General features: G+C 72.4%; 12 protein-coding genes. 10 read left to right on the top strand and 2 right to left on the bottom strand.

The window, feature by feature from the left end; translation table 11 throughout:
* Positions 1-52: 52 nt before the first annotated feature.
* The gene (locus AB0B58_RS10390) at positions 53-1,051 is read left to right on the top strand and encodes a glycine betaine ABC transporter substrate-binding protein (protein ID WP_360220752.1); all 999 of its coding nucleotides are present in this window, start codon (positions 53-55) and stop codon (positions 1,049-1,051) included.
* 97 nt (positions 1,052-1,148) lie between these two features.
* Positions 1,149-2,909 (top strand): hypothetical protein, encoded by a 1,761-nt coding sequence (locus AB0B58_RS10385; RefSeq protein ID WP_360220749.1) that lies wholly within the window; start codon positions 1,149-1,151, stop codon positions 2,907-2,909.
* 4 nt (positions 2,910-2,913) lie between these two features.
* Here the strand turns inward: AB0B58_RS10385 and AB0B58_RS10380 are convergent, their stop codons facing one another.
* Positions 2,914-4,038: an NADH-quinone oxidoreductase subunit D gene (locus tag AB0B58_RS10380; RefSeq protein ID WP_360220939.1), complete on the bottom strand. Its 1,125-nt coding sequence runs from the start codon at positions 4,036-4,038 to the stop codon at positions 2,914-2,916.
* Between the two features lie 48 nt (positions 4,039-4,086).
* Positions 4,087-5,073 carry an SAM-dependent methyltransferase gene (locus tag AB0B58_RS10375; RefSeq protein ID WP_360220936.1) on the bottom strand — a complete coding sequence of 329 codons (987 nt, stop codon included), beginning with the start codon at positions 5,071-5,073 and terminating at the stop codon, positions 4,087-4,089.
* Between the two features lie 147 nt (positions 5,074-5,220).
* Here AB0B58_RS10375 and AB0B58_RS10370 point away from each other — a divergent pair, with 147 nt between their 5' ends.
* The 8 genes from AB0B58_RS10370 to AB0B58_RS10335 all read left to right on the top strand — a co-directional run bounded on the left by AB0B58_RS10370 (position 5,221) and on the right by AB0B58_RS10335 (position 13,550).
* The gene (locus tag AB0B58_RS10370) at positions 5,221-6,132 is read left to right on the top strand and encodes a Rossmann-like and DUF2520 domain-containing protein (RefSeq protein WP_360220745.1); all 912 of its coding nucleotides are present in this window, start codon (positions 5,221-5,223) and stop codon (positions 6,130-6,132) included.
* Positions 6,129-6,962, top strand: coding sequence for a pantoate--beta-alanine ligase (gene panC, locus AB0B58_RS10365; protein ID WP_360220742.1), 834 nt, complete (start codon positions 6,129-6,131; stop codon positions 6,960-6,962). Before AB0B58_RS10370 ends, panC begins: the two co-directional genes overlap by 4 nt.
* Before the next feature lie 184 nt (positions 6,963-7,146).
* On the top strand, positions 7,147-8,031 hold the full coding sequence (locus AB0B58_RS10360) for a septum formation family protein (protein ID WP_360220739.1): 885 nt from the start codon (positions 7,147-7,149) through the stop codon (positions 8,029-8,031).
* Positions 8,032-8,093: 62 nt separating this feature from the next.
* On the top strand, positions 8,094-9,740 hold the full coding sequence (locus AB0B58_RS10355; protein ID WP_360220736.1) for an L-aspartate oxidase: 1,647 nt from the start codon (positions 8,094-8,096) through the stop codon (positions 9,738-9,740).
* Positions 9,737-10,612: a carboxylating nicotinate-nucleotide diphosphorylase gene (nadC, locus tag AB0B58_RS10350; RefSeq protein ID WP_360220733.1), complete on the top strand. Its 876-nt coding sequence runs from the start codon at positions 9,737-9,739 to the stop codon at positions 10,610-10,612. The genes AB0B58_RS10355 and nadC overlap by 4 nt, the downstream gene beginning before the upstream one ends.
* Positions 10,613-10,740: 128 nt before the next feature.
* Positions 10,741-11,499, top strand: coding sequence for a type III pantothenate kinase (locus AB0B58_RS10345; protein ID WP_360220730.1), 759 nt, complete (start codon positions 10,741-10,743; stop codon positions 11,497-11,499).
* Between the two features lie 59 nt (positions 11,500-11,558).
* Positions 11,559-13,067: a lysine--tRNA ligase gene (lysS, locus tag AB0B58_RS10340; protein WP_360220727.1), complete on the top strand. Its 1,509-nt coding sequence runs from the start codon at positions 11,559-11,561 to the stop codon at positions 13,065-13,067.
* Between the two features lie 129 nt (positions 13,068-13,196).
* Entirely contained in the window at positions 13,197-13,550 is a 354-nt protein-coding gene (locus AB0B58_RS10335) for an Lsr2 family protein (protein ID WP_184988208.1), read from the top strand.
* Positions 13,551-13,834: the final 284 nt, after the last annotated feature.

Raw genomic sequence — 13,834 nt, 5'->3', positions numbered from 1 at the left:
TCGGACACGCGGCGCGGCAATACCGCCGTGCCGGGACACAGAAGGCGGCAGAATGCATCGACACCTGCTCATGACGGCCGGCACCCTCATGACGGCCGCCGTCATCCTCGCCGGCTGCGGCGAGTCCGGCTCCTCCGGCACCGAGGCGCCCCCGAGCGCCGCGGCGGGCGCGGGCTGCGCCCCCGTGGCCGGTGACACCCTGGTCGTCCTCACCGACGACAAGAACCTGCAGAACACCGACAACATCGTCCCGGCAATCCACAAGAAGTCCTCGTCGCCGCAGCTCATCGCGGCGCTCGACAAGGTCTCCGCGGCGCTCGACACGACCAAGCTGATCGAGCTCAACAAGGCCGTCGACGTCGACCGCAAGTCGTCGAAGGCCGCGGCCGAGGAGTTCGCCGCCGCCAACAACCTCACCGCGGGCATCGAGAAGGGCCCCGGCGGCGACCTGAAGGTCGGCGCCGCCAACTTCAGCGAGAACGCGACCCTGGGCGAGCTCTACAAGATCGTTCTGACCGCCGCGGGCTACAAGGTCGAGGTGCAGCAGATCGGCAACCGCGAGCTCTACGAGCCCGCCCTCGAGAAGGGCGACGTCGACGTGGTCCCGGAGTACGCGGCCACCCTGGCGACGTTCCTCTCCGGCAAGGTCGACGGCAAGGGCGCCAAGGACCCGTCCTCGCCGCAGATCGAGACAACGATGACCAACCTGACCGCCCTCGGCGAGAAGGTCGGCCTGGTCTTCGGCGCACCGTCGGCGGCGCAGGACCAGAACGCGTTCGCCGTCACGGAGGCTTTCTCCGCCAAGTACGGCGTCAAGACCCTGTCGGAGCTCGCCGAGAAGTGCTCGGGCGCGGCCACCATTCTGGGCGGCCCGGCGGAGTGCCCGCAGCGGCCGAAGTGCCAGCAGGGCCTGGTCGAGACCTACGGCTTCAAGGCGGGCGAGTTCAGCTCCCTGGACGCCGGCGGTCCGCTGACCAAGACCGGTCTCAAGCAGGGCACGATCAGCGTCGGCCTCGTTTTCAGCTCGGACGCGGCCCTCGCGGCCGGTTGATGACCTGCTGATACGTCCCGGACGCCGGGCACCCGATCGAGGTGCCCGGCGTCTGCCCGTATCGTGACGGGCGCCACTCTCGGTAGCATCTGCGACCATGCCTGACCGGGACCCCGAGGCGCAGCGCTCTGCCCGCCTCCTCACGGCGCTGATCTGGGCCGGCGTCGCCATGGCCCCGGTCGCCGCCCTCGTCGTTCTGCTCGGCGACGGCGACGGCTCCATCCGGTTCGCGGTCCTGCTGGTCGCGGTCTGCGTGGTCCTCATGGGCGCGTCGATGCTGATCAGAAGCGATCCGGTGCTGCACCGCATGGACGTCGAGGACCGGGTCGCGGCCGAGGCCGACGAGTTGCGCGAGCGGCTCCGCGAGGAGATCGCCGCGGCGGCCCGCGCGACGGGTCACCGGGTGCAGGTGCTCCAGGACGAGATCACCCGCCTGCGCGCGGCGGGCTCCCCGATCACGGGCCTCCCGTCGGCCCTGCCGCCGGCGGCCCGGTCGGCGGGCGCCCGCGCGGTCGTCGGCCACCCCGCCGGCCTGGAGGCCGGGCCCGGCGCCGGTGCCCGCCCGGGTGGGTATCCCGTGCCCGGCGAGGCGCACCCGGCCGGCGCCCGCGTGCCGGTGGCCGCCGCCGCGTCGGTCTCCTCCGGTGCGGTCGTCCGCGTCGCGGCCGTCGCTTCCGTGTCCGCCCCGGTGGGTTCGGCCTCCGTGGGCTCGGCAGCGGTGGGCTCGGCCTCGGTGGGTTCTGCCTCGGTCGGTTCTGCCTCGGTGGGTTCGGCCCGCGTCGGTTCCGCCTCCGTGGTTCCGGCCCGCGCCGGTTCGGCTTCGGTCGGATCCGGCGCCGCTGGATCCGGGTTCGCCAGGGTCGGCTCCGTGGGGGCCGCCGTCGAGACGGACGGCCCGGTTCCGCGTGCGCACGACGCCGCGGCCGTGCCGGCCTCGGGCGGGGCCTACCAGGACGGATACCGCGCGGCCCCGGTCTCCGCGGCGGGCACGGTCTCCCGCGGTGGGTCGATCCCCCAGGTGGATCTGGTCTTCCAGGGCGGCGGCACCCCGGCCGGGCAGGGGCAGGGCGCCGGCTACGAGCTGGGACACTCCGGCTCGGCCTGGGCGGAGCGCGGCGCGGCCTCCGACTACTGGCAGGCCCCCGAATACAGCGGCGACTACGACGCCGCCTCCGACCCGGGAACCGGGCCGGGAACGGCGGTCGAGCAGCGGCCGTCGCGGCGGCACGCGGCACCCGACACCGGCACCGACCTGGCCCGCTTCGGCGTCGGCGACGAGGCCGCCCAATGGGCGACCGGCCAGGACGCGTCGGGCGGGGGACACGCCGCGGACTCCGGCTACGGCCTGTACGGCGGCTACCAGGGGCCCGCAAGCGGCGGCTACGACTACGGCTACTCCGAGCGCGCCGCCGACTGGCAGGGCGCCGGCCACGCCCGGGACGCCACCTACGGCCAGGCGCCCGGCGGCGGCCAGGACTTCGGCTACCACCAGCCGGCCGGTCACGGCCACGCGGCCGGCCATGAGCACGGGGCCGGCTACGACCAGCCGACGGGCTACGACCAGTCGACGGGCTACGACCAGGGAGCCGGCTTCGACCAGGGGACCGGCTTCGACCAGGGGACCGGCTACGAGCCGGCGACCGGCTACGAGCCGGCGACCGGCTACGAGCAGGGAACCGGTTACGAGCAGGCGACCGGCTATGGCCAGGCGACCGGCCCGGCGACAGGCGGAGCGGCCGGCTACGGCCAGGGGATCGGTTACGGCCGGCCGGCGGGCTGGGGCAGCGCCGACCGGTTCGGCCCGGACCCCATGGCCGCCAACACCGGCCGGGCCCCGGGCGAATACGGCCGCTGGTAGGCCGCTACTTGTCGATGTCCCCGACCACGAAGAACATCGATCCCAGGATCGCGATCAGGTCCGGCACCAGGCACCCCGGGATCAGCGTCGCCAGCGCCTGCACGTTGGCGTAGGACGCGGTTCTCAGCTTCAGCCGCCACGGCGTCTTCTCGCCACGGGACACCAGGTAGTAGCCGTTGATGCCGAGCGGGTTCTCCGTCCAGGCGTACGTGTGGCCCTCCGGCGCCTTGACCACCTTCGGCAGGCGCACGTTCACCGGCCCGCTGATCTGGTCGACCCGGTCCAGGCAGGCCTGCGCCAGGTCGAGGGACACGTACACCTGATCCAGCAGCACCTCGAAGCGCGAGTGGCAGTCACCGGCCGTCCGGGTCACCACCGGAACCTCAAGCTGGTCGTACGCCAGGTACGGCTCGTCGCGCCGCAGGTCGATGTCGAGGCCGCTGGCCCGCGCCACCGGTCCGGACGCACCGTACGCCGCCGCCTGTTCGGCGGTCAGCACACCCACGCCGACGGTCCGGGCGAGGAAGATGTCGTTCTTGCGGATCAGCCGGTCGATGTCCGGCATCCGCCGGCGCACCTTGTCGATCGCCTCCCGGGCCCGGCCGGTCCAGCCCGCCGGTACCTCCTCCTTGAGGCCCCCGACGCGATTGAACATGTAGTGGATCCGGCCGCCGGAGACCTCCTCCATGACGGCCTGCAGCGTCTCCCGTTCCCGGAAGGCGTAGAACATCGGCGTGATCGCGCCGATCTCCAGCGGGTACGAGCCGAGGAACATCAGGTGGTTGAGCACCCGGTTCAGCTCGGCGAGGGCCATCCGCAGCCAGGTCGCGCGCTCGGGCACCTCGATGCCCATGAGCCGCTCGACGGCGAGCGCGACGCCGAGCTCGTTGGAGAACGCCGAGAGCCAGTCGTGCCGGTTGGCCAGCACGATGATCTGCCGGTAGTCACGCACCTCGAACAGCTTCTCGGCGCCGCGGTGCATGTAGCCGACGATCGGTTCGCAGGCGATGACCCGCTCGCCGTCGAGGGTGAGCTTGAGCCGGAGCACGCCGTGCGTCGACGGGTGCTGAGGGCCGATGTTGAGCACCATGTCGGCCGTGTCGAGCCCGGACCCGGTGCCGACAGTCATCTCCCGCAGGTCACTCACGACGCCGCCCCGTTCGCTCACTGCGTTCGCTCACGGCAGCATCGTCCCACGAAGCTCGATTCCCACCTCGTGCAGCAGCCACCAGTGCCCGCCCAGCCCGGCGGGGTCGGTGAGTTCGCCGGCGGCGCCGGCCGCGCTCAGGGCCCGCAGATATCCCGCCGGATCCCGGCGCGCGAGATCGAGCGCCGGTCGCCCGCCGTCGACCCCGAGGCCGCGCAGCGCCTCGCGCTGGCCGATGATCCGGTACGCGGTGCCGGCCGCGGCCGCGGCGGAGTCCACGGCAACGTGTGCCGTGATGTCGCACGTGCCGTCGGGCACCGGCTCGACCTGCCGCCCGTTCCGGTAGCCGGTCAGGGTGCCCAGCGGGGGCCGGGCCGTGCGCAGATGCCCGTAGTCGACGGCCAGCGCGCAGCCGAACCGCACCGCACCGACGGCATCGGCCCAGGCGATGTCGCGGGGCCAGCCGATCTCGATCCGGTCGCCGAGCCCGGCGTCCGGCCACCACCGCGCCGCCCAGAAGCGGTCGGCGGCGCCGACGTCCGGCCCGAGCGACTCCAGCCCGGTCCCGCGGTCGACGAGCACCCGGCGGAGCCGCCCCTCGGCGTCGACCTCGGCGACGTCGAGCGGCACGTTGTCCAGCCACTCGGTCGCCAGCAGCACCCCGACGACCCGCTCGGGCACGTCGCGCCGCCAGCCGATCTCCCGCGGCAGCCCGGCGGGCCGCCGGGCGAGCTCGACACCGACGAAGCGGACCCGCTCGGCGAGGCCGCCAGGCGCGGCGGTCGGGTCGGCGGACACCAGGGCGTGCAGGGCGGCGAGCAGTTCGCCGCGGCCCGCGCCCACGTCGACCACGTCCAGGCGTTCCGGGCCGCCCAGCGCCGAGTCCACCCGCCGGATCAGCCGCAGCAGGGCGCTCGCGAACAGCGGTGAGGCGTGCACGCTCGTCCGGAAGTGGTCCGCCGGGCCCTCGGCCGAGCGGGTGAAGAAGCCCTCGGTTCCGTACAGCGCCCCGGCCATCGCGGACCGCCAGCCAACGTTCGTCACGTCCGCCAATCTAGGCGTAAATCGCCGGTGCAGTTGTTCACACGCTCTTGTCACGCGCGTGTTACACGGGCGCATAATTGCGGTCGACCGGTACCCCTTTCGCGAGGACTGGATCTTTAGATGAGCGCTCTGCCGCGCGCCGGAAAGCGTGCGCAACCCCTGGTCGTCGGCGTGGTCGGCGCCGGACGGGTGGGCGCGGTGCTCGGCGCAGCCCTCGAGGACGCCGGACACCGCGTGGTCGCCGTCGCGGCCGTCTCCGCCGCCTCCCGTGAGCGGGCCCGCCGCCTGTTGCCGCGGGCCGCGATCCTTCCCGCGGACGAGGCCGCCCGGGCCGCCGCCGATCTGCTGCTTCTCGCCGTTCCCGACGACCACCTGGCCGCGGTCGTTTCCGGCCTGGCCGCCACCGGATCACTTCGCGACGGCGCGACCGTGGCGCACACCTCGGGCGCGCACGGCCTGGCCGTCCTCGGTGACGTCGACGGCATCGCGCTGCACCCGGCGATGACCTTCACGGGTGCCGACGCCGACCTCGAGCGGCTGCCCGGCATCGCCTGGGGCGTCACCGCGCGGGACCGGGCGTTCGCGTCGCGGCTGGTCACCGACCTCGGAGGCATCCCTGAGTGGATCGCCGAGGACTCCCGGCCGCTGTACCACGCCGCCCTCGCGCACGGCGCGAACCACCTGGTCACGCTCGTCAACGAGGCCGCCGACCTGCTGCGCGCCGCCGGTGTCGAGCACCCGGAGGCCGTCCTGTCGCCGCTGCTGCACGCCGCCCTGGACAACGCCCTGCTGCTCGGTGACGCCGCGCTCACCGGGCCGGTCTCCCGCGGCGACGCCGGGACCGTGCGAGCGCACCTGGACCGCGTCGCGCCGGAGTCCGTGCCGGCCTATCTCGCTCTGGCCCGGCGCACCGCCGACCGGGCCATCGCCGCCGGGCGGCTGCGGCCGCAGGACGCGGCGCTGCTGCTGGACGTTCTTGCTCAGGCGGGCGCGCAGGCGACCGCACCGGCGACCGTAGGGAGCCCGTCATGACCGCGCTTGTACACACCCGCGCCGAACTCGCCGCCGCCCGGGCCGCCGCGACCGGCCGGGTGGCCGTCGTGATGACCATGGGCGCCCTGCACGAGGGCCACCGCCAGCTGATGCGCGAGGCCCGCGAGCGCGGCGACTTCGTGCTCGTCACGATCTTCGTGAACCCGCTGCAGTTCGGCCCGAACGAGGACTTCGACAAGTACCCGCGAACGCTGGCCGCCGACCTCGAGGCCTGCCGGGCCGAGGGGGTCGACCTGGTCTTCGCGCCGGACCGCGATGAGATGTACCCCGGCGGCTCGCCGCTGGTGACCCTGGACGCCGGCCCGATGGGCGAGATCCTCGAGGGGGCGAGCCGCCCCGGGCACTTCTCCGGGATGCTCACGGTGGTCGCCAAGCTGCTGCTGCTCACCCGCGCCGACCTGGCGTTCTTCGGTGAGAAGGACTTCCAGCAGCTGTCCCTGATCCGCCGGATGGTCCGCGATCTGGAGATCGGAGCGGAGATCGTCGGCGTGCCGACCGTCCGGGAGGCCGACGGACTGGCCCTGTCCAGCCGCAACCGTTACCTCTCGGCCGGGCAGCGGCAGGCCGCGCTCGCGCTCTCGCACGCCCTGCGGGAGGGCGCCGCGCAGAGCGACGCGCAGAGCGCGCTGGAGGCGGCCGGCAAGATCCTCGCCGATGAGCCCGGCGTGCAGGTCGACTACCTGGCCCTGACCGACCCCCTGCTGGGCACGCCTCCGCTCGACGGCCCGGCGCGGCTGCTCGTCGCCGCCAAGGTGGGCACGACCCGCCTGATCGACAACGTGCCGCTCCTGCTCGGGAGGGCCGCCTGACGCTCACCCCGCCGGGTTCCGGTACCGCCGGGTGCCGAACCCGCGAGGTCTGACCCGAAGCCGCCTGACCCCCGAGTCGATTGCCATATGATTGACAAATCGGACATCACTGGCGCTGGGGAGGCTCGGGTTAATGCGACACTCGCCTCGGCGGCGGTCATGCAGGCCCTGGCCGATCGCGGCCGTGCTGAGCCTGTTCGCCCTCCTGGCGGCCGGCGGCTGCGGCAACCCCGCCGGCGTCGACGGCGACCTCACCGGCGGCTGGGCGGCGATCGGCGCCCCGACGGGTTTCACGCCCGCGGCGGAAACCTGCCACCTCTCCAACTTCTCGACCTCCGGCGCCCGGGCCGGCTACGAAGTGGTCGGCTGCAAGCTCAAGCACCGCACGGAGACCGTCTACGTCGGCACCTATCCGAGCCCGGCCGCCGACGCCGCGGCTCCGCCCGCGCCGGGTTCGGCGGCCGCCCGGGCGGCCTACAAGACCTGTGACCGCAAGACCACCGAGTACGTCGGCGCGCCCTGGCGCACCGCCCGGCTGTGGGTCGGCGTGACCCAGCCGACCCCGGCGGCCTGGGCGGGCGGCGCTCGCTGGTTTCGCTGCGAGGTGCTGGTGAGCAGCTCGGTCGAGGACGACGGCGGGCTGGTGCAGCGGGTCGGCACGCTGCGGAACGCGCTCGACGAGCCGAAGTCCCCGCTGCTGCTGACCTGCTACACCGCGCTGCTGGACCGGCAGGGCGAGATCGCCTCGATGCCCGGCGTGCCGTGCGAAGCCGCGCACAACGCCGAGTTCGTGGGCATCTGGAACGCGGGCAACCGCGGCTACCCGAAGACGACGAAGGACTGGGACGAGTTCCACGAGGGCTGCCGGGCCGTGATCGCCTCGTACGTCGGTGTGCCCAACGACGCCGACCTGAAGTACCGGGCCGGCGTGATCTCGCTACCCGGTGGCAAGGACGTCTGGGAGCTGGGCGATCGGGACGTGCGCTGCTACCTGTGGGTGGACGGGGCGACGCTCACCTCCTCGCTCAAGGGCAAGGGCCCGAAGGCCGCGCCCGTCCAGTACCAGTAACGCCCGGCACTTCTTGGCGCCCCGGCCGTGATTTCGTCGTACCGGCGGGGTTGACTGAGGCCATGTCGCATCTTGCCGACCTTCCGGTGCTGCCGCGCCGGCTGGCCGCCGCCGAGCCCGGCTGGACCGAGACCACCGACGTGCTGGTGGTCGGCTCCGGCGTCGCGGGCCTCACCGCCGCGCTCTACCTGCGCGAGGCGGGCCTGCACGTCACCGTCGTCACGAAGGTCAACATCGACGACGGGTCGACCCGGTGGGCGCAGGGCGGCATCGCGGCCGTGCTCGACCCCCTCGACACCCCGGAGGCGCACGCCTTCGACACCGAGATCGCGGGTGTCGGCCTGTGCGACCCCGCGGCCGTGCGGGTGCTGGTCGAGGAGGGGCCGGCGCGGATCCGGGAGCTGATGCGGATCGGGGCCGAGTTCGACCGCAACGTCGACGGGTCGCTGATGCTGACCCGCGAGGGCGGCCACCGCGCCGACCGGATCGTGCACGCCGGCGGCGACGCCACCGGCGCCGAGGTGCAGCGCGCCCTGCACGAGGCGGTGCGCCGGGACCCGTGGATCAGGCTGGTCGAGCACGCCCTGGTGCTGGACCTGCTGCGCGCGGCCGACGGCCGGGCCTGCGGCATCACCCTGCACGTCCTGGGCGAGGGCAGCGAGGACGGCGTCGGCGCGATCCTGGCCCGTGCCGTGGTGCTGGCCACGGGCGGGATGGGGCAGATCTTCGCCTCCACCACCAACCCGGCGGTGTCCACCGGCGACGGCGTCGCGCTCGCGCTGCGGGCCGGTGCCAAGGTCAACGACGTGGAGTTCGTCCAGTTCCACCCGACGTCGTTCGTGACGGCGAGCGTGACCTCGGCGCAGCGGCCGCTGATCTCCGAGGCGCTGCGCGGGGAGGGCGCCCACCTGGTCGACGAGGCGGGCAAGCGGTTCATGGTCGGTCAGCACGAGCTCGCCGAGCTGGCCCCGCGCGACATCGTCGCCAAGGGCATCCACCGGGTGCTGCGGGCCACCGGCGCCGACCACGTCTACCTGGACGCGCGGCACCTGGGCAGGGAGTTCCTGGAGCAGCGCTTCCCGACGATCGTGGCGTCCACCCGGGCCGCCGGCGTCGACCCGGCGACCGAGCTGATCCCGGTCGCCCCGGCGGCGCACTACGCCTCCGGCGGCGTCCGCACCGACTTGCACGGCCGCACGTCGATACCCGGCCTCTACGCCTGCGGCGAGGTGGCCTGCACCGGCGTGCACGGCGCGAACAGGCTGGCGAGCAACTCGCTGCTGGAGGGCCTGGTCTTCTCCCGGCGCATCGCCGGCGACATCGCCCGCGGCCTGCCGCCGCAGGCGGACCCGGCGCCGCCCGCCGGCGGTCCGGGCTGGGTGGTCGCCCCGGCGATCCGCGGCGACCTGCAGCGGGCGATGACCCGCGGCGCCGGCGTGCTCCGCTCGGCCGACTCGCTCGCCGTGACCGCCAAGGAGCTGTCCCGCCTCGGCGAGCAGCGCGGGGTCCCGCGCAACGCGGCCTGGGAGGCGACCAACCTGCTGACGGTGGCGAGCGCGCTCGTCGCCTCGGCCTCCGAGCGGCGCGAGACGCGGGGCTGCCACTGGCGCGAGGACTACCCGAACGCGGCGGACGAATGGCGCGGTCACCTGCTCGGAGCGATCGACGCCGGCGGCCACCTGACCCAGACCTTCGAGGAGATGGCATGACCAACGGTGGTGGACCCGTGACCGGCGGCCTGGACCTCGCCGAGGTGGAGCGGATCGTCTACACGGCGCTCGCCGAGGACCTCGGCGACCCGCCCCGCGACGTGACAAGTGCGGCGACGATCGCGGCCGGCCAGGTCGACACGGCCGAGCTGGTCGCCCGCGCCCCCGGCGTGGTGGCCGGCCTGCCGGTCGCGGCCCAGGTCTTCGCGGCGACCTCCGGCGGCACCGCGGAGTTCGACCAGCGGGTCGAGGAGGGCGCCCGGGTGGTCCGCGGCGACGTCCTCGCGGTGGTCACCGGCCAGACCCGGTCGCTGCTCACGGCCGAACGCACGGCGCTCAACCTGCTCTGCCGGATGTCCGGCGTCGCGACGCACACCCGCAGGTGGGCCGACGAGCTGGCGGGCACGAAGGCGACGGTGCTGGACACCCGCAAGACGACGCCGGGCCTGCGCGTCCTGGAGAAGTACGCGGTGCGTGCCGGCGGCGGCACGAACAAGCGCATGGGCCTCTACGACGTCGCCATGATCAAGGACAACCACAAGCTCGCGGCCGGCAGCATCACCGCGGCCTACCGCCTGGTCCGCTCGACGTTCCCGGACGTCGCCGTCCAGGTGGAGGTCACGACGCTGGCCGAGGCCGAGGAGGCGGTTGAGGCGGGCGCCGGCTTCCTGCTCTGCGACAACATGGCGCCGGAGCTGCTGCGCGAGGTGGTGGCGGCGGTCGGCGACCGGGCCGAGCTGGAGGCCACCGGCAACCTGACGCTGGAGACCGCGAAGGCCTACGCGGCGACCGGCGTCGACTACCTCTCGGTCGGCGGCCTGACCCACTCGTCCCCGATCCTCGACATCGCGATGGACCTCCGCGCGCGCTGATCTCCGCGGGGTGAGCCGGGGCCGGGGTGGGCGGCCCACGCGCCGTTACCGCCGGCCCGGTGGCATGGTCGCCGGTGTCGCGGTCGGTGACGCCAACGCCCGTACCTTCGAATGGTTAGGCTCCCCCCGTGCTGCTCTGCATCGACATCGGAAACACGAACACCGTCCTCGCCACCTTCGACGGGGATAAACTCGTCCACAGTTGGCGGATCAAGACGGACGCCCGGTCCACCGCCGACGAGCTCGGCCTGATGTTCCGCGGCCTGCTCGCCGGGGACGCGGTGGAGATCACCGGGGTGGCGGCCTGCTCGACCGTTCCGGCCGCGCTGCGCTCGTTACGGACGATGCTCGGGCGTTACTACGCCGACCTGCCGAACGTCATCGTCGAGCCGGGCGTGAAGACCGGGGTGCAGCTCGCCATCGACAACCCCAAGGAGGTCGGCGCCGACCGCGTCGTCAACACCCTCGCCGCCCACGCGCTCTACGGGGGTCCCTCGATCGTGGTGGACTTCGGCACCACGACGAACTTCGACGTGATCAGCGCCCGTGGCGAGTTCCTCGGCGGTGCCTTCGCGCCCGGCATCGAGATCTCCTTCGACGCGCTCGCCGCCCGCGCCGCCCAGCTGCGCAAGGTCGAGCCGGCCAAGCCGCGCTCGGTGATCGGCAAGAACACCGTCGAGTGCCTCCAGTCCGGCCTCTACTACGGCGTCGCCGGTCAGGTCGACCGGATCGTCGACCTGATGACCGCCGAGCTGGGCGGCGTCCGCTCGGTCATCGCCACCGGCGGGCTCGCCTGGCTGGTCAAGGACGAGTGCCGGACCATCACCGCGCACGAGCCGATGATCACGCTGATCGGGCTGCGGATGGTATATGAGCGGAACGTCTGAGACCGGCTTAGTAGGCTTTCCGGAACCCTGAGATGTCGTCTTCCACAGAGAGTCGTGCCGTGACCGAGCAGAACCCCGCAGCCGTTGACCCCGCCGAGGACCTTCCCGAACAGATGCGGGTCCGCCGGTCGAAGCGGGACCGGCTGCTGGCCGAGGGCGTCGAGCCGTACCCGGTCGGTTTCGAGCGCACCGCGACGCTCGCCGAGCTCCGGACCAGGTACGCGGACCTGGCGACCGACACCGCCTCGGGGGACAAGGTCGGCATCACCGGCCGGGTGATCTTCGTGCGCAACGGCGGAAAGCTCTGTTTCGCGACGCTGCGCGACGGTGACGGCACCGAGCTGCAGGCCATGCTGTCCCTCGACAAGGTCGGCGCCGAGGCCCTCGAGCAGTGGAAGCGCGTCGTCGACCTGGGCGACCTGGTCGGCATCGCCGGCGAGGTGATCACCAGCCGCCGCGGTGAGCTCTCCGTGCTCGCCGACTCCTGGACCATGACGGCCAAGGCCCTGCGCCCGCTTCCGGTGGCGCACCGGCCGCTGGGCGAGGAGACCCGGGTCCGGCAGCGATATGTCGACCTGATCGTCCGCCCGCAGGCCCGTGAGATCGTCCGGGCCCGGGCGACTACGGTACGGAGCCTTCGCGAGTCGCTCTACGGGCGCAATTATCTCGAAGTGGAAACGCCGATGTTGCAGTTGCTGCACGGTGGCGCCACCGCTCGCCCGTTTGTGACGCACAGCAACGCACTCGATATAGATCTCTATCTGCGTATCGCTCCGGAACTCTTTTTGAAGCGCGCCGTCGTCGGCGGCATCGAACGCGTCTTCGAGATCAACCGCAACTTCCGCAATGAGGGCATGGATTCCACGCACTCGCCGGAGTTCGCGATGCTCGAGGCGTACCAGGCGTATGCCGACTACAACGTGATGCAGCAGCAGACGCGCGAGTGGATTCAGGAGGCCGCTGAGGCGATCTCCGGATCACACGTCGTCACCCACTTCGATGGCACCGAGTTGGACCTCGGCGGCGAGTGGCGATCGATCACCGTGTTCGGTTCCCTCTCCGCGGCGCTGGGCGAGGAAGTGACCGTCGGTACCGACCTGGCGCAGCTGCAGCGGTACGCGGAAAAGCATGACCTCTCGGTGGACCCGAAGTGGGGGCCGGGCAAGCTGGCCGAGGAGCTCTTCGAGCACCTCGTCCAGCCGACGCTGCAGGAGCCGACGTTCGTGCGGGACTATCCGGAGGAGACGACCCCGCTGACCCGGGCGCACCGCGAGACGCCGGGGCTGACGGAGAAGTGGGACCTCTACGTCATGGGCTTCGAGCTGGCGACCGCCTACTCCGAGCTGACCGACCCCGTGGTGCAGCGCGAGCGGCTCACGGCACAGTCGCTGCTCGCCGCCGGTGGCGACCCGGAGGCGATGCGGCTCGACGAGGATTTCCTGCGCGCGATGGAGTACGGAATGCCGCCCGCCGGCGGGATGGGAATGGGAATCGACCGGCTACTGATGGCGCTGACCGGCCTGGGCATTCGCGAAACGATCCTGTTCCCGTTGGTGCGCCCGGAGTAGCCGCGGGCACACGATTTGCATCGCGTCCTCGTCAATCGACTACCCGCCATTGACGGATCACGCGGCACGCGCGTTATTGTTCTCGTGATTGCGTGGAGAGAGAACCTGTGTTCGAGAGGATAACGGCGCGTGGCCAAGCAGATCATTCACAAGCTGGTCGATGACCTCGACGGCGGTGACGCCGAGGAGACGGTCAAGTTCGCCCTCGACGGCATTCAGTACGAGATCGACCTGTCCGACAAGAACGCGGCGAAATTGCGGGAAGTCTTCGCGCCGTACGTGGGCGCGGGTTCGAAGGCCGCGCGTGGTGGTGTCGTCGTCGGCGGGCGCGCTGCCCGCGGCCGTGGCGGTGCGACCGCCGACCGGGAGCAGAACAAGGCGATCCGGGAGTGGGCCAAGAAGGCCGGCAAGGACATCTCCGACCGGGGCCGGATCCCGCAGGAGATCGTGGATGAGTTCCACGTGAAGGGACCCGGCCGCTGAGCCGGTACGAGGCGAAGCGGGGCCCGTGGCGCGTCAAGCGCCGCGGGCCCCGCTGCTTTTCACTCGCTCCCCGCCGATTCTGCGTAAGTTATCCACAGGGCGGAAGACGTTGTCCACAGGCTGTGGACGGAGCCGGTCAGGCACTGGATTTCGCTGTGCGCGTACTCCCCAAGGGTGGGGAACAGCCGTTGAGCGTGCGAAGTTGGGGAGAACATCGGCGCAGGACGTCCCGAGAGGGCTCGAGGGCCCAGCAGAGTCTCCCGACGGCGATAGAGTAGGAGAGC

The organism is Actinoplanes sp. NPDC049118, from assembly GCF_040648555.1.
Lineage (GTDB): Bacteria > Actinomycetota > Actinomycetes > Mycobacteriales > Micromonosporaceae > Actinoplanes.
This window is presented reverse-complemented; position numbering and strand designations above follow the sequence as displayed.